Source organism: Micromonospora sp. BQ32 (assembly GCF_059358895.1).
The window spans coordinates 67,750-86,033 of record NZ_JCADBI010000018.1 but is presented as its reverse complement, the minus strand read 5'-3'; the positions used below and the strand labels follow the sequence as shown (position 1 = coordinate 86,033).

Here is an 18,284-nt window from a genome sequence, read left to right as displayed (position 1 = left end):
TCGTTCTGAGGCGCGCCGACGGTCAGAGCCAGCCGTTGTCCCGGGCGGTGCGGACGGCCTCGGCCCGGTCGGCCACGCCGAGCTTCTGCACGGCGGCGGAGAGGTGGTTGCGCACCGTGCCGGTGGACAGGTGCACCCGACGGGCGATCACCGCGACCGGGGCACCGACCTCGACCAGCCGCAGCGTCTCCAGTTCCCGAGGGGTCAGCGGACACGGGGGCAGGGTCAACGCGTCGGCGGCCAGCGACGGGTCGACGTAGCGCCCTCCGGCGTGCACCCGGCGGATCACGTCGGCGAGTGCCCAACCCGGCGAGCCCTTGGGCAGGAACCCTCGGGCCCCGGCGGTCAACGCCTGGCGCAGGTGCCCGGGGCGACCGTGCCCGGTCAGCACGACCACCGCGCAGTCGGGTCGGACCCGGCTCAGCTCGGCGGCTACCGCGATGCCGTCCAGGCCGGGCATCTCCAGGTCCACCACGGCCACGTCCGGGCGGTGCGCCAGTGCCGCGGTGACGGCTGCCGGCCCGTCGGCGGCGTGTGCCACCACCTCGATGTCCGGTTCCAGGCCGAGCAGCGCGGCGACGGCTACCCGGATCAGGTCCTCGTCGTCGGCGAGCAGGACGCGGATCACGACGGCGCCGGCACGGTGGCTTCGAGGGTGAAGATCGCGTCCTCCCGGTGTACCCGCAACTCGCCCCCGGCAGCGGCGAGCCGGTCGGCCAGCCCGCGCAGGCCGTGGCTGTGCGCGTCCGGGCCACGGTCGTCGGCGCCGTCGTTGGCCACCGTCATCCTGGCCACATCACCCTCCCGATCGATGCGGATCCGGCACCAGTCGGCCCGGCTGTGCCGCAGCACGTTGGTGCTCGCCTCGCGCAGCACCGCCGCCAGTTCGATGGCGGCGCGTTGCGGCAGGTCCGCTGGTGGCGGCAGGACCGTGCACCGCACCCCGCAGGAGCGCAGCACCCGCACCACCGCGGTGAGCTGTTCGTCGAGGTCGACGGCCCGGTAGCCGTGCACGGTCTCCCGTACCTCGCTCAGCGCGGCGGCGGCCAGGCGTTGCACCTCGGCGGCTTCCCGCCCGGCCCGTTCCGGGTCGACCGGGGCGAGCCGGGCGGCGAGTTCGGCCTTCAACGCGATCACCGTGAGGCGGTGCCCCAGCACGTCGTGCACGTCACGGGCGAAGCGCAGCCGCTCCTCGGCGGCGGCCAGCCGGGCCTGGGCGGCCTGGCCCTGTCGGGCCTCCACGAGCAGGCCCCAGAACCAGACCTGGAACCCGTTGACGGCGGCGACGGCCACGCCGATCCCACCGGTCACGGCGAGGTGGCGCGGGACGGACCCGCCGGTCCACCAGGCCACCGCGCCCGCCACCGCCAGGACACCGGCCGCCACCGCCAGCGCGGCCCGCCAGCGCACCAGCAGCGGCGTCATGCCGATCAGTGCCGCACCGAGCCAGGCCCAGGTCGGCCACCTGCCGGCCGCCACCGGACCCACCAGCGGAACGGTCAGCACCGCCGCCCCGACCAGGCTCAGCTCGGCGCGACGCCGCCAGCGCGGGTCGAGCCACGGCGTCACGGCCGCGTACAGGACGACGGTCTGGGCGATCACGAAGGCGAGGATGCCGACCGCGCCGAGCGTCACCCGGCCCGGGTCGGGCTCGCGGGTCAGCCCGACCGCCGGGAGCAGGACGCTCGCCCAGACGCCGGTGGCCAGCGACACCAGCGTCGCCTGCCGGGCGCGGCGCAGCCGGCGGTCCACCCGGGGGGTCACCGCCTCGCTCGTCACGCACCGATCCTAGGACCGTCCGGCGCACGGTCCACCCCGGCAAACTGTCACGGTCGGGCCGTGCGGTCCGCACGGTTTTCCGGTGACGAACGGGTCTGCCGGCCGCACCGGGGACACCGGCAGGGTCGAGGCATGGACAACACCCAGATGTACGCGGACAGCGCTACCGCCGTACCGTCACTCACGCCCCTGCCAACCGACGAGCCGGCGACCCCGGACCTGGCACCGCCCAGCGCGGCACCGCCCAGCAGCACCCGGCGGCTGCTGTGGCATCTCGGCGAGATGACGCTGACGATGATCGCCGGGATGCTGCTGCTCGGGCCGTTGTGGGAGCTGGCCGGCGCCGCGCTGGGCGTCGGCGACGTGCTGACCCGGCCGGAGGTCGCCGCGCTGGTGATGGCCACGAACATGACCGTCGGGATGACGGTGGGGATGCGCTACCGGGCGCACCGCTGGCACGCGGTCGGCGAGATGGCTGCCGCGATGTACGTCCCCTTCCTGCTGCTGCTCGTGCCGTTCCGGGCCGGCCTGATCGATGCCGACGCGCTGCTGCTCGGCGGTCACCTGCTGATGATTCCCGCGATGGTGCTGGTGGCGGTCCGACACCGACACGAGGCGTCGGCGCCGGTACGCCGACACCGGGCCGTGGTGGCCCTCGCCCACCGCTGGCCGACCGGGCTGGCGCTGCTGATGACCGCGGACATGTGGGTCGACCCGAGCGTGCTCAGCCCGTGGACCATGCTGGTGCTACCCGGCGGCTACCTGCTGATCGGCGCGGCCCGCCGCACGCTGGGCGGCCGGGGCGCGCTCGCCACCCAACTCGCCGGTCTGGCCGGCTGGGTCGCGCTGACACTGGTCGCGGTGGCGGCCGACGGGCGCACCGCCGACTGGCTGGTGGCGCTCGGGTGGTTGGCGCACGCCGGTTGGGACGTGGCGCACCACCGCCGCGGCCGGGTGGTGCCGCGCGGCTACACCGAGTTCTGCGCGGTGCTCGACGTGGCCCTCGCCGCGGTCATGGTGCTGGCCATCCTCACCACCAGCGGCTGATCGAGGCCGCCACCGGGCTCGCGGAACAGCCGCAGCACGGGCTCGCGGACAGCTCTTGTGGCGGTCGCCGCAACGGCCCGGACGGCGTGATGAAAGGCTTGGCACATGAGTTCCGCACCTGCACAGCACGACGCACCGATTGACCGCACCCCCGACGGCACCGACGAGGTGAGCGCCTTCACCGAGCTCGGGCTGCGCGCCGAGCTGCTGCGCGCGCTCGCCGCCCTCGGGTACGAGGAGCCCACCCCCATCCAGCGGGAGGCTATCCCACCGCTGCTGGAGGGTCGGGACCTGCTGGGTCAGGCGGCCACCGGCACCGGCAAGACGGCTGCGTTCGCGCTGCCCCTGCTGAACCTCATGGCGGCCCACCGCCAGGGCGGCGACCCGGTGGCGCTGGTGCTGGTGCCGACCCGGGAGCTGGCGGTGCAGGTCTCCGAGGCGTTCCACCGCTACGGCAAGGACCTGGGCGCGCGGGTGCTGCCGATCTACGGTGGGCAGCCGATCGGGCGGCAGCTGCGGGCGCTGGACAGCGGTGTCGACGTGGTGGTGGCCACCCCGGGGCGGGCTCTCGATCACATCGCCCGGGGCACCCTGCGCCTCGGTGGGTTGGCCACGGTGGTGCTCGACGAGGCCGACGAGATGCTCGACATGGGCTTCGCCGAGGACATCGAGGCGATCTTGGAGCACGCTCCGGCGCAGCGTCAGACGGTGCTCTTCTCGGCCACCATGCCGTCGCGCATCGACGGGATGGCCCGCCAGCACCTGCGGGAACCGGTGCGGATCGAGATCGGCCGGGAGCAGCCGGTCGCGGGTGAGGCGCCCCGGGTGCGGCAGAGCGCGTACATCGTGACCCGGGCGCACAAGCCGGCCGCCCTGGGACGGGTGTTGGACGTGGAGTCCCCGACCGCGGCGATCGTGTTCTGCCGCAGCCGGGAAGAGGTCGACCGGTTGACCGAGACGATGAACGGTCGGGGCTACCGCTCCGAGGCGCTGCACGGCGGCATGAGCCAGGAGCAGCGTGACCGGGTCATGGGCCGGCTGCGGGCGGGCACCGCCGATCTGCTGGTGGCCACCGACGTGGCGGCCCGTGGGCTGGACGTCGAGCAGCTGACCCACGTCGTCAACTACGACGTGCCGTCCGCCCCGGAGTCGTACGTGCACCGGATCGGTCGGGTGGGTCGGGCCGGCCGCGAGGGCGTGGCGATCACCCTCGCCGAGCCGCGTGAGCACCGGATGCTCAAGACCATCGAGCGGGTGACCGGCCAGCGGATCACCATCGACAAGATCCCCACCGTGGCCGACATGCGTACCCGGCGGCTGGAGCTGACCCAGGCGGCCCTGCGCGAGAGCCTGCTGGAGGACGACCTCGACCCGTTCCGGGTCATCGTGGAGACGCTGACCGACGAGTTCGACCTGATGGAGGTCGCCCTCGCCGCCGTGAAGCTGGCCCACGAGGTGACGTCCCCGGGCTCCGACGACGAGGAGGAGATCCCGCAGGTTCCGGTGCGCGGGCCGCGCGAGGGCCGACCGGAGACCGGTGGTCGGGGCGGCGACCGGCGGGGCGGGGGTCGGCCACGCTCCGGCGGCGGCAACACCGTCCAGGTCTTCGTCGGCCTGGGTCGCCGCGCCGGGGTGCGCCCGCAGGATCTGGTCGGCGCGATCACCGGGGAGACCGGCATCCGCGGCCGGGACATCGGCTCGATCGAGATCGCCGACCGGTTCTCGCTGGTGGAGGTACCGCTGGGGGTGGCCGACGAGGTCATCTCCGGGTTGCGCTCCAGCACGATCAAGGGCCGCAAGGCCACCGTGCGCCGGGACCGCGGGGGCGACGAGCGCTGAGCACGCCGTCGGCGACCGCCGGGGTACGACGGTCGCCGACGCCACTGCCCGGCGAGGCGGCGGTGGGACGCCAGAGTGCCCGCCGCCCCACCGGTTCTAGCCGATGTTTCCGCTGACCACGTTGTTGGCCCCGACCAGCGACGCGCCTCCGGACCGGTGGTCGAACGCCCGCATCACGTTGGTGTTGACGATCCAGTTGTTGCTGTTGCCGACCGTCACGATCGGTCGGTCCTGGCGACGGGGCGTCGCGTCGTCGTAGAACTGGTTGCCGATCACCTGACACATGTCGGCGTCACGGCCGAGGATTCCGTTCGCGCCGTTGTCGTGGATGTCGAGCCCCATGATCCGGGTACGTCCGGACGAGGAGACCTCGATGCCGTTGGACGCGTTGCGCCACAGCCGGCCGCCGATGAACTGGGTCCCCCAGACCTGCCGCAGGTCGGCGCCGCTGCCGGTGCCACTCGTGCCGTTCGACTCCAGGTAGACGTTCTGGAAGATGTTCCGGTGGGCGGGTTCGCGTAGCTCCACGCCGTTGCCCCGGCAACCCCAGACGTGCAGATTGTCGAAGAAGCAGGCGCTGTCCAGCAGCCGTATCCCGGTCTGGCACTCACCGACCCAGACGTTGAGGAACTCGTTGTCGTACGCGACCTTGTTCACGAGGATGCCCACGCCGAGGCAGTCCTCGATGTTGATATCAGTGATCTTGTTGGCGTGGGCGCTGGTGTCCGCGTCCTTGCCGAGGAACTCGATGGCGTGGCTGCCTGAGTTGCCGAAGTGCAGGTGGTGGAAGGTGGACCGGGGGCCACGGACGGTCAACAGCACGTTGGAGGTCCGCATGCCGTAGAAGTGCACGTTGGAGATCTGGTTGTACTTACCGCTCGAGACCAGCCGACCGGTGTAACCCGGGGCTGGCTGGATGATCGACGCGCCGATGTTCTCGCCGGTCCAGGTCACACCCGTCGGGAAGCGGACCTCCGATCCGAGACCGAGTGCGCCCACCGGCTGGAAGATCTCCCCGCCGGCGGCCGGCAGCAGGCTCAGCGCGGTGGTGACCTTGGCCGACTCGTCACTGCCGTCGAGCCGGCAGCCGACCCGGGGGTCCCGCAGGCTGAGCGGGGCCTCCCGCACAGTCGCGACGGGCGGCGATCCCGTCTGTTCGGCACCGGCCAGGGTGGCCACCGTCGTCGCCACCGCGGCGCCCGCGCCGCCAGCGAAGAGGACCCGCCGTCCCAACCGTCTACCCGCTGGATCTGACCGTGGTGGCACTGCCGGCGGTACCGCACCAGGTGCGCTCACGATCGGTTCCATACCTCTCCCCCGTTGGGTGCCGCGTCGAGCAGCGGGCAGACTCTACAGTGCATTGTCGTCGCTGACGACGCGCGTGGGCGGGCCCGATCCCCGCCCGGAAGCGGGTGGAGGCACCCGTCGGCGACCGCCGGATACGACGGTCGCCGACGCGGATCAGAGGGCGTACGGGCCGAAGCGCCCCCAGGCCACCACGGCGGCGAGGACGAGCAGCACCGCGCAGGCGATCGCGCCCTGGATCTCGGTGCGACGCCCCTCCTGGGTGGTCTGCTGCTTGCGGTCGCGCAGGTGCACCAGGATGCCGCCGATCATGACGATGACCAGTCCGACGGCGGCGAGCGGGGTGAGCCCGGTGGCGATGCCGGTGGCGGCGGGCAGCACGAGCCCGGCGGCGGCCAGCAGCTCGACCGCGCCGAGCGCCTTGACCTGTGACGGCGGGACCGGGTCCACCCACCGCATCACGTCGCGCAACTTCTCCTTGGGCTGGCCCAGCTTGGCCAGTCCGACGCCGGCGAAGACGGCGGCGAGCAGGATCTGAATGATCCAGAGCACCACGTTCACGGGAGTTCCTCCAGGGGGCCCGCCTCGCGGCGGAGAGGTGGTTGACGGTGCAGACGAGACAGTAGACCTCCCGCGCGTACCGAAAGGGCCCCCGCCGTCGGAAGACGGCGGGGGCCCGGATGGTCGGAGCGTCAGACCGCGAAGAGCGCCGGACCGTCCAGCGTCTTCACGTCGGCCGGGCGCAGCGCCAGGGCGAGCACGTCGGCCACGTCGGCCAGGGTGTGCACGGTCAGCGCCTCGCGCACCTCGGTCGGCAGGTCGTCCAGGTCGGGCTCGTTGCGCGCCGGGATGATCACCTCGGTGAGGCCGGCCCGGTGCGCGGCGAGCAGCTTCTGCTTCACCCCACCGATCGGCAGCACCCGACCGGAGAGCGTCACCTCACCGGTCATCCCGAACTCGGGGCGGACCGGGCGACCGGTGACCAGCGACGCCAGGGCCGTGACCATGGTGATGCCGGCGCTCGGACCGTCCTTGGGCACCGCGCCCGCCGGGAAGTGGACGTGGATCCGGCGTCCCGCGAGGGCGTTCGGGTCGATGCCGAGCCGCCGCCCGTTGGAGCGCAGGTAGGAGAGCGCGATCTGCGCCGACTCCTTCATCACGTCACCGAGCTGGCCGGTCAGGGTCAGCCCCGGCTCGCCCTCCATGCTGGTCGCCTCGATGAAGAGCACGTCCCCACCGGCGCCCGTGACGGCCAGGCCGGTGGCCACGCCGGGTACGGCGGTGCGCTCGGCCGATTCCGGGGTGAACTTCGGCCGACCCAGGTAGCCGGCGAGGTTGTCGGTGCCGACGCGTACCGGCGTCGGGTCCGTCGCCAGCGTCACCGTCACCTTGCGCAGGATCTTGGCCAGGGCACGCTCGAGCTGCCGGACACCGGCCTCCCGGGTGTACTCCCCCGCGATCAACGCGAGAGCCTCGTCGGCGACGCCGACCTCGTCGGCGGTCAGCCCGGCCCGCTCCCGCTGCCGGGGCAGCAGGTGGTCGCGGGCGATGGCGACCTTCTCGTCCTCGGTGTACCCGTCCAGGGTGACTAGCTCCATCCGGTCCAGCAGGGGGCCGGGGATGGACTCCACCACGTTGGCGGTGGCCAGGAAGAGCACGTCGGACAGGTCGAGGTCGACCTCCAGGTAGTGATCCCGGAAGGTGTGGTTCTGGGCCGGGTCGAGCACCTCCAGCAGGGCGGCGGCCGGGTCACCGGCGTAGCCGGCGGCCAGCTTGTCCACCTCGTCGAGGAGCACGACCGGGTTCATCGAACCGGCCTCGCGCAACGCGCGGACGATTCGGCCGGGCAGCGCCCCCACGTAGGTGCGCCGGTGCCCGCGGATCTCCGCCTCGTCGCGGACGCCGCCGAGCGAGACCCGGACGAAGTTACGCCCGAGCGCCCGCGCCACGGACTCGCCGAGGCTGGTCTTACCCACCCCGGGCGGACCGGCGAGGGCGAGGACCGCGCCGGAGCCACGACCGCCGACCACACCGAGGTTGCGCTCGGCGCGCCGGTTGCGCACCGCCAGGTACTCCAGGATGCGGTCCTTCACGTCGGCCAGGCCGGCGTGGTCGGCGTCGAGCACCGCCCGGGCCGCGGCCAGGTCGGTGTTGTCCTCGGTACGCGTGCCCCACGGCATCTCGAGCACGGTGTCCAGCCAGGTACGGATCCAGCCCGCCTCCGGGGAGGCGTCACTGGCCCGCTCCAGCTTGCCGACCTCGCGCATGGCCGCCTCGCGTACCTTCTCCGGCAGCTCGGCGGACTCCACCCGGGACCGGTAGTCGGCGGAGCCGTCCGGCTCGTCCTCGCCCAGTTCCTTGCGGATCGCGGCCAGCTGCTGGCGCAGCAGGAACTCGCGCTGGGACTTCTCCAGCCCCTCGCGGACATCGCTGTTGATCTGCTCGGTGACCTCCTGCTCGGCCAGGTAGTCCTTCACCCAGCCGACCAGCAGCTCCAGCCGGGCGGTGACGTCCGGCGCGGCCAGCAGTTCGTTCTTCTGCTCCAGCGTCAGCCAGGGCGCGTAACCGGCCGAGTCGGCCAGTTCGGAAAGGTCGGTCATCCGCTCCACCGCGTCGATGACCTGCCAGGCGCCCCGCTGCTGGAGCACGGAGGTCACCAGGGCGCGGTACTCGCGGGCGAGTTCCCGGGCCCGACCGGCGTAGGCGGGTTCGTCGAGTTCGGTCGCCTCGACCCAGAGGGCGGCGCCGGGACCGGGCACGCCGGAGCCGATCCGGGCCCGGGACAGGCCACGGATGACGGCGGCGGGCTCACCCTCGGGCAGCCGGCCGACCTTCTCGATGGTGGCGACCACGCCGACCGGCCCGTACTCGCCGTCGATGCGCGGCACGGCCAGCAGCTTGCGGTCGCCGGTCGCGCGCGCCGCGTCGATCGCGGCCTGGGTGGTGGGGTCGAGGGTCACCGGGATGACCATGCCGGGCAGCAGCACGGCGTCGGTCAGGGGAAGTACCGGAAGAGTTGCCATCGAACACCTGCTATCGCGTTGAGTTGAGCGTGTCTCACTCAAGTAACAAAGCGTTCCCCTTGTTCCGCCCTGTGACCCAGACCACTCTTCCACCCGGTCCGGTGGGTCGCCCGGGACCGGCGGGCGACCCGACGAGACACCTCAGGCGAGCTTGCCCTTCACCGTGTTCACCACCGAGCCGGCCACCCCCGGGTTGGTGCCGTACAGGCGAGGGTCACCCGGGGGCAGCACCGGCTCCGGCGCGTTCGCCCGCGGGTTGTCGTCGTACCGGAACTCGCCCTTGCCGTCCGGCGATGGCCCGGACGCCCAGCGCCCCTGGGCGGCGTCGGTGCCCGAGGAGAAGCCCAGGTAGGTGTAGCTGTACTCCTCGGTGAGCTCGCCCGAGTCCGGGAACGCCTCCGGCACCGGCATCTCCTCCAACCCGTCCTCCTTGAGCTGCTCGATCGCCGCCAGCCACATGTTCTGGTGCATCGTGTCGCGGGCCAACAGGAAGCGCAGCATCTGCTTGACGCCCGGGTCGTCGGTCATGTGGAACAACCGGGCGACCTGGAGCCGACCCTGCGCCTCGGCGGTGACGTTGAGCTGGAAATCGGCCAACAGGTTGCCGCTGGCGGTGATGAACGCGCCGTTCCAGGGCACCCCGTTGGAGTCGGTGGGCAGGGCGCCACCCCCGCCGTGGATGAAGTGCGCCGGGTTCTCGCCGGCGTAGGTCGCCGCGCCTCCGGGGTCCTCCGCGATCCCCTCGGTCAGCGACAGCGGCGCGTTGTCCAACAGCCGGGTGATCATCGTGACGATCATCTCGACGTGGCCCATCTCCTCGGTGCCGACATCGAGCAACAGATCCTTGTACTTGCCGGGCAGCCGGCAGTTCCAACCCTGGAAGAGATACTGGTTGGCGACGGTCATCTCGCCCCACTTGCCGCCCAGCACCTCCTGCAACCGGCGGGCGAACGCCGCGTCCGGGCCGTCCGGTTTGGCCTCGAACTGCAGATCCTTGACGTGGCTGAACATCCAACCTCCTCGGTACCAGAAACAGGTAGCGAGGCCGTTCCCGCCCCACTGACCCGAGCGGGCCAACCGGTGTCCCGCCCGGGTCAGCGCAGCGGGCGAGCCATCGGCAGCAGCACCTCCAGCGCCACTCCACGGGGTCGCAGCCGGTGCGCCCGCAACGCTCCCCCGTCCGTCGCGACGAGCTGCCGCGCGATCCACAGGCCCAGACCGGACATCCCGACCGCTGGCGCCGGACGCCGCAACGCGACCAGCAGCGCATCGTCGACCCGACCCTCGTCGGTGACCAGAATGCTCAGGCCAGGGCCGCGCAGGGTGGCGTAGAGCCCGACCTGCCCGTCCGGCGGCCCGTGCCGCAACGCGTTCTGCACCAGGTTGACCAGCACCTGTCGAGTTCGTCCGGCCGGCACCGGGCAGGAGGCCGCCCGCCGGGTGGCCCGCGCCCGCCGACGGCCGACCGGCACCAGCGCGGCGGCCTCCCGCAGGATGCCCGCCAGCGCGACGGCCGGCTCCGGCTGCGGGCTCAGCGTCAGCACGCCCGTGCTGGCGGTCGCGTCGCGCAGCAGGCTCTGCAGGTGGGCGGCCTGGTCGCGGGCCAGCTCGATGATCGCCCGCCGGTCGTCACTGGTCAGCTCGCGACGCTCGTCGGCCAGCGCGCGGGTCAGCGAGGTCAGGGTGCTGATCGGCGTCCGGAACTCGTGGCACAACACCCGCAGCAGCAACTCCGACTCGGCCTCCGGCGATCGCCTCTCACCGGGTGTCGGCTCGATGTGGCGCAACCCTCGCAGCAGGTCCCGCAAACCGTGCCGTACGCGCATCCACCCGACTCCCCTCGTTTGGTGCGAACCCGCATGATCGGTACCCGCTGGGGAACGGCCCAGACATGCCGGGAGCCTCCACCTTGCGACTCGTTGTCGTGGACGATCACCCTCTTTTCGTCCGCGGCCTGGAGTTGCTGCTCCCGATCACCACCGACGGCCGCGCCGAGGTGGTCGCCTCGACCGGCGACGCCGCCGCGGCGGCGGCGGTGGTCAGCAACTGCTGCCCCGACCTGGCCCTGGTCGACCTGAACATGCCGCCACCCGGTGGCATCCGGGCGGTCGCCGCGATCCGGCGGACCACCCCACGGGTGCGGGTGGTCGCGATGTCCGGTTCCGCCGAGCCCGCATCGGCGGTGGAGGCGCTGCGGGCCGGTGCCGAGGGGTTCCTGCCCAAGACCAGCGAACCGGAGGAGTTGCTGCCCCCACTGCTGGCCATCCTCGACGGCTGGGCGGTGCTCCCGGCCGAGCTGCTGCGCGCCATACTGCGGCCCAACCGCTCCTCCCCGGTCGACCTGGACGGCGAGGAACGGCGGCTGCTGCGGGCAATCGCCGCCGGCCGCAGCACCGTCGACATCGCCGAAGAACTGCACGTCTCCGAACGGACGGTGAAACGGATGACCGCCGCGTTGCTGCGAAAGTTGCGGGTCTCGAACCGGGCCGAGGCCGCCGCCGTCGCCGGTCACAGCGGCATCCTCGGGGAATGAAGCCCTCGCGTTCAGACCGATTCACGGTTTTGCTCGGTAACGGAATCGCGACGCGCCGAATGAATGGAAGGCATATTGTTGCGGATTACCGGGGTGATAGGTCAGACTTTGGACACATCCCGCCGCACACAGGGAGTAATCGGCAATGGCGAGAAAAGTAATCACGGTCCTGACCGACGACCTCGACGGTGGGAAGGCCGACCGGACGGTCGAGTTCAGTCTCGACGGCGTGGCCTACACGATCGATGTCTCCGACGAGAATGCCGGCGTCCTGCGCAAGGCGCTCGATCCGTACATCAATGCGGGTCGGCGGATCGGGCGCGGTCCGGTGGAGAGCGCCCGTTCAGTCCGGCGACCGGGGCGACCCACCGGCGCGGGAATGGATCGGGAGCAGAACCGAGCCATCCGGGAATGGGCCGTCAAGAACGGCTACAAGATTTCCGAGCGGGGCCGGATCCCGGTTGAGGTGGTCGAGGCGTACAAGAGCCGCTGAAGCGACTCGACGACGAGGCCCCGCCGGAAACGGCGGGGCCCCGCCGTTTGTCCGGGCACCCGTGACGAGGCGGCGGCCGGCCACCCCGGGTTGTCACCCCGGGTGGCCGGCCGCCGTCGGTACGTCAGCTCAGTTGACGTCGATGCGCACCGAGTCGAAAGCGGGGGTCTGGTTGGCCCGCTCCATCATCGGCAGGCGGTGCGAGCCGTCACCGGCCCAGACGGAGCACTGGGCGGTACCCGACTCCGGCAGACCCGGAATCTGGATCGTCACCTCGTCGGCCTGGGCGCCACCGCGGCCGTCCTCGGTCGCGACGAAGAACGCGGGCACCTCCTGCGGCTCCGGCGGAGCGGTCAGGCTGTCCAGCATCCGGCAGGCGGTGTGGAAGTGACCGCGGACCAGGCCCTGGTCGTTCAGCAGCGAGCTCTCCACGTAGTAGCCACCCTGGCCGGCGGCCAGGAAGCGGTCCCGGACCAGGTTGCGGGTGCTGACCCGCAGGGTGAAGGGCTGGTTCTGGCCGATCTGCTCGGGGAACTGGGTGATCAGCAGCGACGGGTTGTTGGCCGCCGCGCCGACCTCACCGAACTCGGTGCTCACGCAGCGGTTGCCGTTCTGGAAACCGTCGTGCGGCTGGAGCCGGCTCTCGTCGCAGTCGTTGGCGAGCACGCCGAGGCCGGCGCCGGGCGCAGTGCCACCGCCGTTGTTGCCGCCGCCGTTGTTCCCGCCACCGGGGGTGGTGGTGGGGGTGGTGGTGGGCGTGGTCCCGCCGCCGTTGTTGCCGCCCGTGTTGCCGGTGGGCTGCACCTGGCACTCGGCGAGCTGGGCGAGGCCCTGCGGCCGGGGTCCGGCCCGGTCGATGGCGGTCGTGATCCGGTCCAGCACGGCGCGGCGCTTGCCGGCCAGCGGCTGGAGGATCGCGCTGCGGATGAACGCCTCGCCCTTGTTGCCCTCGGCGGCCAGCCGGCGGTCCGCCTCGGCGATCTGGGTCTGCAACTGGGCGAGGTTGCGGTCCACCTCGGCCCGCGCCCGGTTCGGCACCTGCGGCAGTTTGGCCGCCACATCCGGGCAGGCGATGGCCGTGCCGGTGCCCACCGTGCCGTCCTTGCCGTCCTCGCACTCGGGGACCGACTGCTGTCCGTCACCCCAGTGATTGCGCACCCACCGACCGTTCTGCCAGGTCCGGCTGGTCGAGCCGCCGCCAGTCGGCGCGGTCGCGCCCGGGCTCGGCTCCACGCACTGCCCGGAAGCCGGACGTGGCTTGTTTGTCCGCCGGTCCTGGGCCGACGAAATCTGAGTCACGGCGACAACTCCGCCGAAGACCGCGAGCGTGCCGACAACTGCCAGCAGACGCTTGCTCCGCGCGTTGCCGGAAGGCCGGCGCGCCCGAGTGGACCTGCGCATCGAATTGCTCTCCTTCTCGATCCGGTAGTGGATTTCTGCCCTCGGCGGACCGACGGATGTGAGGTGGCACGCCGCGGCGGGGGACCCACCGTGACCTACCCGGTAATGCGTCGATGGCCGACGATGCCCTTTCCGCACCGTCTCCCGCGCCCGGTGGACGCGGATGGGGAGATCCTGTTCATTCGCGCAGGAGTACGGGGCGGCGGCCGGGAAGGTTCAACTGACGCACAGGAAATTGCCGCGACCCGACACGGAGCCGGTGCGGAGCAGGGATCAGCAGGTGAAACGGACGCCGGTCAGTCGGCGCAGAGGTGGTCGAAGGCGAACCCGCCGACCAGTTCGTGGCGGCGCTGGCTCAGCGCGGCGATCTGCGCGGTCCACTCGGCGCGCGGCAGCAGGTCCGCGACGGCATTCTCCCGCAGTCGTTCCCCCACGGCGACGGCGGCGAGATCCTCGGCCAGCCGGGCAGCGTCGATGCCGCAGGAGAAACGCTGTTCGGTCACCGAGACCTGCTCGACGAGGCAGGCGTCGGGGCGTACCTGCACCCAACTCCACCCCTGTGCCGGCCCGTCCACCCAGCGGACGTGCAGCCCTCGCACGATCGGGTCGGCCACCTGCCCGGCCACGTACGCCTCGACCGCCGCCGCTCGGGTCAGCGCGCCGAGGTCGTTGACCGGTCCGGTACGCCCGTCCGGCAGCCGGCCCAGGATGTCCCGGAAGCCCACCGGCGCCGGTTCGGTGCCGGCGGCGGTGGCCCCGCCCGCGGCGTAGCCGCGCGCGTCGATCACGTACTCGACCAGGCGGCGGCCGTGCTCGGCGGCCCGCAACGTCGGCGAACCGATCCGCAGTACGGGCAGGCCGGCGGCCGCGCTCACCGCGTCCTTGAGTCGCTCCACGCGCTGCTCCGCCGAGCCTGCGGACGGCACCGGTCCGATCTCCACGGCGACGACCGGACGGCCGGTGTCGGCGGCGTAGACCACGAAGTCGAAGCTGGCGCGGCTCGCCGAGGTCCACTGGCTGCCGGTGACACCGGATGGGCGGCCCTGGACCAGATCACTGAGCCGGCGCGCCGACAGGACCCGGTGGTCGGCGCGGCTGAACAGCGCGTCGCGCCCCGCCTCGGCGGGCATCGCCCGCAGCCAACCGCGGTCGTCGCTCCCGATGCTCGTCATCTGCCTGATCCATCCGCCGGTCGGTCGAGCCGGGCCGAGTCTAGGTGGTCGATCATGGGCCACCGACTTCTGATGTGACCCGGATCACAGCAGCATCGACGTTCCAGGGATGGCCGCCCGGTGTATCCAGCGACCGCCGGTACCCGACCGGCCCGGAGGTGACCATGTCGCGACAGCAGTTCGGCTCCCTCGCCGGGTTCCTCGCCGTGGCGGTCTGGGCGCTCGCCGGCGTCGGCGTGGCCGCTCTCGCCGTGCTCGCCGGCCTGCTCGGCTGGCTGGTCGTCCGGGTGCTCGACGGCGACCTCGCGGTGACCGGTCTCGGTGACCGCCGCGCCGACGCTCGGCGACGCCGATGACCACCCGCCCGTCCACCGGGACGAACCCCAGCGCCGGACTGGCCGCCGGGACGACCGGTTCGGAGCGTCGTCCGGGCGACGCGGCGGACGTCGTGCGGATCGCGGTGCAGGCCGCCAGCCTGGTGCGGGGCGTGTCCGTGGTCCGCCCGGCGGCGGTCCGCCTGGATGACCGGTCCGTCGGACTCGACCTGCACCTCATCACCTGGTACGGGCACAGTGTGCCGACGATCGCCGAGACGGTCCGGGCGGTGGTCGCCGACCGGGTGGCCGCCCAGACCGGGCTCAGCGTGGCGGTGGTGACTGTCACCGTCGACGACCTGCTCGTCCCCGGCGTCGACGGGCCCGGGGCCGGCGCCGCACGAGCGGAGGACGGCTGAGATGCGCACCGCCAACCGGGTCGCCTCGTTGCTGCTGGCCGCCGCGCTGCTTCTCGGCGGCGCGGCGGTGGCCGTCCAGGCGTTGCTGCTCACCCTGCACCGCCCGACGCCGCTCGACACCACGGGCTGGTTCGACGCGCTGAGCAATACCCGGTGGGGCGACCCCACGGTCCGGGCGGTGGCCGGTGTGACGCTCCTGCTGGGCCTGGCCATCCTCGTCGCCCAGCTACGCCGGTGGACACCGGTCCGCCTGCGCGCCGACGAGCGCGACGGCTGGTACCTGCGCCGGCGCTGTGTGGAGCGGCGGCTCGCCGACGCCGCCAGCGCGGTGCCGGGCGTCCGCCGAGCCCGGGTCCGGGTTCGGCGGCGCGGCGGCCAGTGGCGTCCCCGGGTCCACGCGAGCGGTGACCCGGCGGCCCGGACGGAGATCGAGTTCGCTGTGCACCAGGAGTTGCACCGCCTCACCGCGCCCCGCGCCGCCCGAATCGACGTCCGGCTGCTGCCTCGACGGCGGCCGGCGTGACCAACGCCGGGCACCGACTGCTGTGGACCATCATCGCGCTGCTGCTGCTGGTGGCGGGCGGCGCGGCGGCGCTGGCGGCCAGCCTCGGCACGCTGCCCGGGGCTGACCCAGCGGCGGTGCTGCTCAACGCCGGCCTGGTCGACCGGTGGCGGAGGGCGGCGCCGTGGAGCACCCTGGCCGCGGCGGTCACCGGGGCACTGGTCGCACTGGCCGGGCAGCGCCTGCTGGCCCGGGAGCTGCGGGGCCCAGGCGGCACACTGCGCGGCATCCTGAGCCACCCCGGACGCCGGCCGGGCCGGACCCGGCTGGCCGCCGACGTTCTCACCGACGCGCTGGTGCGCGACCTGACCGGCAACCCCGGGGTACGCCGGGCCCGGGTGGTCCTCACCGGCACGCCACCGCGCCCCGACGTGTGGATCCGGGTGGACCTCACCGCCGACGCGCCGGCCGCCGGCGTACGCGAGCACGTTCGCGCCGCGGTCCGACGATTCGCGGCGACGACCGACTGCCAACCCGCCCACCTCGACGTGACCGCTCGCATCGAGCCCGGCCGCCCCTGACCCGACGCCGGCCCGGGAGGCATGATCGGTGCCGGGGACGGGCGGCGAACGGAGGTACGCGGGTGCGGGTGGTGTCGCTGGTGCCGTCACTGACCGAGGCGGTGGCGCTGACCCTGCCGGGAGTGCTGGTCGGGGCCACCGACTGGTGCAGCCACCCGGCCGGTCTCGACGTGGCCCGGGTCGGCGGCAGCAAGTACCCGGATCTGGACCGGGTGCACGCGCTGCGGCCGGACCTGGTGCTGCTGAACGTGGAGGAGAACCGCCGGGCCGACGCGGAGGCGCTGCGGGCGGCTGGCGTACCGGTCCGGGTCACCTTTCCGCGCACCGTTCCCGGCGCGTTGACCGAGCTGGGCGAGCTGCTGACCGAACTGGGTGCGCCGACGGAGCCGGCCTGGTTGCGGGCCGCCCGGCGGGCCTGGGCCACGCCGCCCCGGCTGACGCCGACCCGCCGCGCGGTGGTGCCGGTCTGGCGTCGGCCGTGGGTGGTGCTCGGCGGCGACACGTTCGCCGGTGACATGCTGCGCCGCCTCGGCGTGCTGAACACCTACGACGAGCACCCCGAGCGGTATCCCCGCCCGACCCTCACCGAGCTGCGCGAACGAGAGCCCGACCTGGTGGTGCTGCCCGACGAGCCGTACCGGTTCACCGCCGACGACGGACCGGAGGCGTTCCCCGGCGTACCGTGCGCCCTGCTCTCCGGGCGACACCTCACCTGGTACGGCCCGTCCCTGGCCGAGGCGCCCACCCTGCTCGCCGACCAACTGTCCCGGCCGGTGCTGGTCGACTGATCCCGGCCGCCGCCGGGCGGTCGGGACGCGGCCCGGCGGTTCAGGCCCGGCGGCACGGCGCGGCCCGGCGGCTCAGCCGTCGGGTCGGCGGCGGGCAACCAGGGTGCTGGCGCCGATGGAGACCGTCAGGGTCAGCACCACCACGGCCAGGGTCAACCAGACCGGCAGCTTGCCCACCGGCGTCTCGGCGAGAATCAGCTTCAGCCCGGCGAAGGCCAGCAGCAGCGCGAGCCCGTACCGCAGGTAGCCGAAGTGCCGCAGCAGGCCGGCGAGGCAGAAGTAGAGGCTTCGCAGCCCCAGCACGGCGAACGCGGTGGCCGTCCAGACCAGGAAGGTGTTGGTGGTGATGGCGAGGATCGCCGCCACCGAGTCGATGGCGAAGACCACGTCGGTGGCCTCGATGGCGACCAGCGCCACCAGCAGCAAGGTCGCCACGCGCCGGTCGCCCACCCGGGCGGTGAACCGGTCGCCGTGGTAGCGGGCGTCGGTGGGCACCAACCGCCGAAACAGCCGGACCGCGACGTTGCGTTCCGGGTCGACGTCCGGCTTCCCGCGTACCGCCAGCCGCCAACCGGTCCAGACCAGGAACCCGCCCAGCACGAACCCGGCCCAGGTGAGCCGGTCCAGCAGCTCGGCGCCGGCGAAGATGAACAGCAGCCGGAAGACGAGCGCGCCCACGACACCCCAGAACAGCACCTTGTGCTGGTAGCCCGACGGCACCTGGAAGTAGCCGAAGAGCAGCGCGAAGACGAACACGTTGTCCACCGAGAGCGCCTTCTCCAGCAGGTAGCCGGAGAAGTACGCGATGGCCGGGTCACCGCCGAGACCCCACCAGACGACCAACCCGAACAGCAGGCCCGCGCCGATCCAGACCGCGCTCCACAACAGCGCCTCGCGGAGCTCGATGACGTGGTTGTCCCGGTGCAGGAGCACATCCACGGCGAGCATCACCGCGATGACCGCGCCGACCGCCGCCCAGGCCCACAGTGGGACCGCGACCGTCGCCTCAGCCACCGAGGCCCTCCGCATCGACCACCGCGCCACCGCCCGTCAACCAGGCCGGCCGGCCCTTTTCGAGCCTAGGTGAA

19 protein-coding genes are annotated in these 18,284 nt (G+C 72.7%); 9 read left to right on the top strand and 10 right to left on the bottom strand.

The window, feature by feature from the left end:
- Positions 1-22: 22 nt before the first annotated feature.
- Together AC5L30_RS27610 and AC5L30_RS27605 are read right to left on the bottom strand one after the other, a co-directional pair.
- Positions 23-628: a response regulator transcription factor gene (locus tag AC5L30_RS27610; protein WP_494870701.1), complete on the bottom strand. Its 606-nt coding sequence runs from the start codon at positions 626-628 to the stop codon at positions 23-25.
- Positions 625-1,779, bottom strand: coding sequence for a sensor histidine kinase (locus AC5L30_RS27605; protein ID WP_494870699.1), 1,155 nt, complete (start codon positions 1,777-1,779; stop codon positions 625-627). Before AC5L30_RS27605 ends, AC5L30_RS27610 begins: the two co-directional genes overlap by 4 nt.
- A 132-nt stretch (positions 1,780-1,911) precedes the next feature.
- Between AC5L30_RS27605 and AC5L30_RS27600 the strand changes: the two genes are divergently transcribed.
- Both AC5L30_RS27600 and AC5L30_RS27595 read left to right on the top strand, forming a co-directional pair.
- On the top strand, positions 1,912-2,826 hold the full coding sequence (locus AC5L30_RS27600; RefSeq protein ID WP_494870697.1) for a hypothetical protein: 915 nt from the start codon (positions 1,912-1,914) through the stop codon (positions 2,824-2,826).
- Positions 2,827-2,931: 105 nt separating this feature from the next.
- Positions 2,932-4,665, top strand: coding sequence for a DEAD/DEAH box helicase (locus tag AC5L30_RS27595; RefSeq protein WP_494870695.1), 1,734 nt, complete (start codon positions 2,932-2,934; stop codon positions 4,663-4,665).
- Positions 4,666-4,761: 96 nt separating this feature from the next.
- Here AC5L30_RS27595 and AC5L30_RS27590 read toward each other — a convergent pair whose 3' ends face one another.
- The 5 genes from AC5L30_RS27590 to AC5L30_RS27570 form a co-directional block, all read right to left on the bottom strand.
- The gene (locus tag AC5L30_RS27590; protein ID WP_494870693.1) at positions 4,762-5,898 is read right to left on the bottom strand and encodes a right-handed parallel beta-helix repeat-containing protein; all 1,137 of its coding nucleotides are present in this window, start codon (positions 5,896-5,898) and stop codon (positions 4,762-4,764) included.
- 228 nt (positions 5,899-6,126) lie between these two features.
- Positions 6,127-6,531 (bottom strand): DoxX family protein, encoded by a 405-nt coding sequence (locus tag AC5L30_RS27585; RefSeq protein ID WP_494870691.1) that lies wholly within the window; start codon positions 6,529-6,531, stop codon positions 6,127-6,129.
- A gap of 131 nt (positions 6,532-6,662) precedes the next feature.
- On the bottom strand, positions 6,663-8,993 hold the full coding sequence (lon, locus tag AC5L30_RS27580) for an endopeptidase La (protein WP_494870689.1): 2,331 nt from the start codon (positions 8,991-8,993) through the stop codon (positions 6,663-6,665).
- Positions 8,994-9,134: 141 nt separating this feature from the next.
- Positions 9,135-10,004 carry a manganese catalase gene (locus AC5L30_RS27575; RefSeq protein ID WP_494870688.1) on the bottom strand — a complete coding sequence of 290 codons (870 nt, stop codon included), beginning with the start codon at positions 10,002-10,004 and terminating at the stop codon, positions 9,135-9,137.
- An 83-nt stretch (positions 10,005-10,087) separates the two neighbouring features.
- Entirely contained in the window at positions 10,088-10,819 is a 732-nt protein-coding gene (locus AC5L30_RS27570) for a sensor histidine kinase (protein ID WP_494870687.1), read from the bottom strand.
- 98 nt (positions 10,820-10,917) lie between these two features.
- On the opposite strand from AC5L30_RS27570, the gene AC5L30_RS27565 reads away from it, so the two are divergent.
- Positions 10,918-11,526, top strand: coding sequence for a response regulator (locus tag AC5L30_RS27565; RefSeq protein WP_494870686.1), 609 nt, complete (start codon positions 10,918-10,920; stop codon positions 11,524-11,526).
- A 145-nt stretch (positions 11,527-11,671) separates the two neighbouring features.
- On the top strand, positions 11,672-12,019 hold the full coding sequence (locus AC5L30_RS27560; protein ID WP_238672224.1) for a histone-like nucleoid-structuring protein Lsr2: 348 nt from the start codon (positions 11,672-11,674) through the stop codon (positions 12,017-12,019).
- Between the two features lie 129 nt (positions 12,020-12,148).
- Here the strand turns inward: AC5L30_RS27560 and AC5L30_RS27555 are convergent, their stop codons facing one another.
- Positions 12,149-13,420, bottom strand: coding sequence for a hypothetical protein (locus AC5L30_RS27555; RefSeq protein ID WP_494870684.1), 1,272 nt, complete (start codon positions 13,418-13,420; stop codon positions 12,149-12,151).
- Positions 13,421-13,716: 296 nt separating this feature from the next.
- On the bottom strand, positions 13,717-14,592 hold the full coding sequence (locus AC5L30_RS27550) for a DUF2726 domain-containing protein (protein ID WP_494870683.1): 876 nt from the start codon (positions 14,590-14,592) through the stop codon (positions 13,717-13,719).
- Between the two features lie 164 nt (positions 14,593-14,756).
- Here AC5L30_RS27550 and AC5L30_RS27545 point away from each other — a divergent pair, with 164 nt between their 5' ends.
- The 5 genes from AC5L30_RS27545 (at position 14,757) to AC5L30_RS27525 (ending at position 17,196) form a co-directional block, all read left to right on the top strand.
- Complete coding sequence (locus AC5L30_RS27545; RefSeq protein ID WP_494870681.1) at positions 14,757-14,948, top strand: hypothetical protein; 192 nt, start codon at positions 14,757-14,759, stop codon at positions 14,946-14,948.
- Complete coding sequence (locus AC5L30_RS27540) at positions 14,945-15,325, top strand: Asp23/Gls24 family envelope stress response protein (protein ID WP_494870679.1); 381 nt, start codon at positions 14,945-14,947, stop codon at positions 15,323-15,325. The genes AC5L30_RS27545 and AC5L30_RS27540 overlap by 4 nt, the downstream gene beginning before the upstream one ends.
- Position 15,326: 1 nt before the next feature.
- Positions 15,327-15,848: a DUF6286 domain-containing protein gene (locus tag AC5L30_RS27535; protein WP_494870677.1), complete on the top strand. Its 522-nt coding sequence runs from the start codon at positions 15,327-15,329 to the stop codon at positions 15,846-15,848.
- On the top strand, positions 15,845-16,408 hold the full coding sequence (locus tag AC5L30_RS27530) for a hypothetical protein (protein ID WP_494870675.1): 564 nt from the start codon (positions 15,845-15,847) through the stop codon (positions 16,406-16,408). The genes AC5L30_RS27535 and AC5L30_RS27530 overlap by 4 nt, the downstream gene beginning before the upstream one ends.
- Positions 16,409-16,470: 62 nt before the next feature.
- Complete coding sequence (locus tag AC5L30_RS27525; RefSeq protein WP_494870673.1) at positions 16,471-17,196, top strand: helical backbone metal receptor; 726 nt, start codon at positions 16,471-16,473, stop codon at positions 17,194-17,196.
- Positions 17,197-17,268: 72 nt separating this feature from the next.
- Here the strand turns inward: AC5L30_RS27525 and AC5L30_RS27520 are convergent, their stop codons facing one another.
- Positions 17,269-18,225, bottom strand: coding sequence for a TerC/Alx family metal homeostasis membrane protein (locus AC5L30_RS27520; protein ID WP_494870671.1), 957 nt, complete (start codon positions 18,223-18,225; stop codon positions 17,269-17,271).
- Between the last annotated feature and the right edge of the window lie 59 nt (positions 18,226-18,284).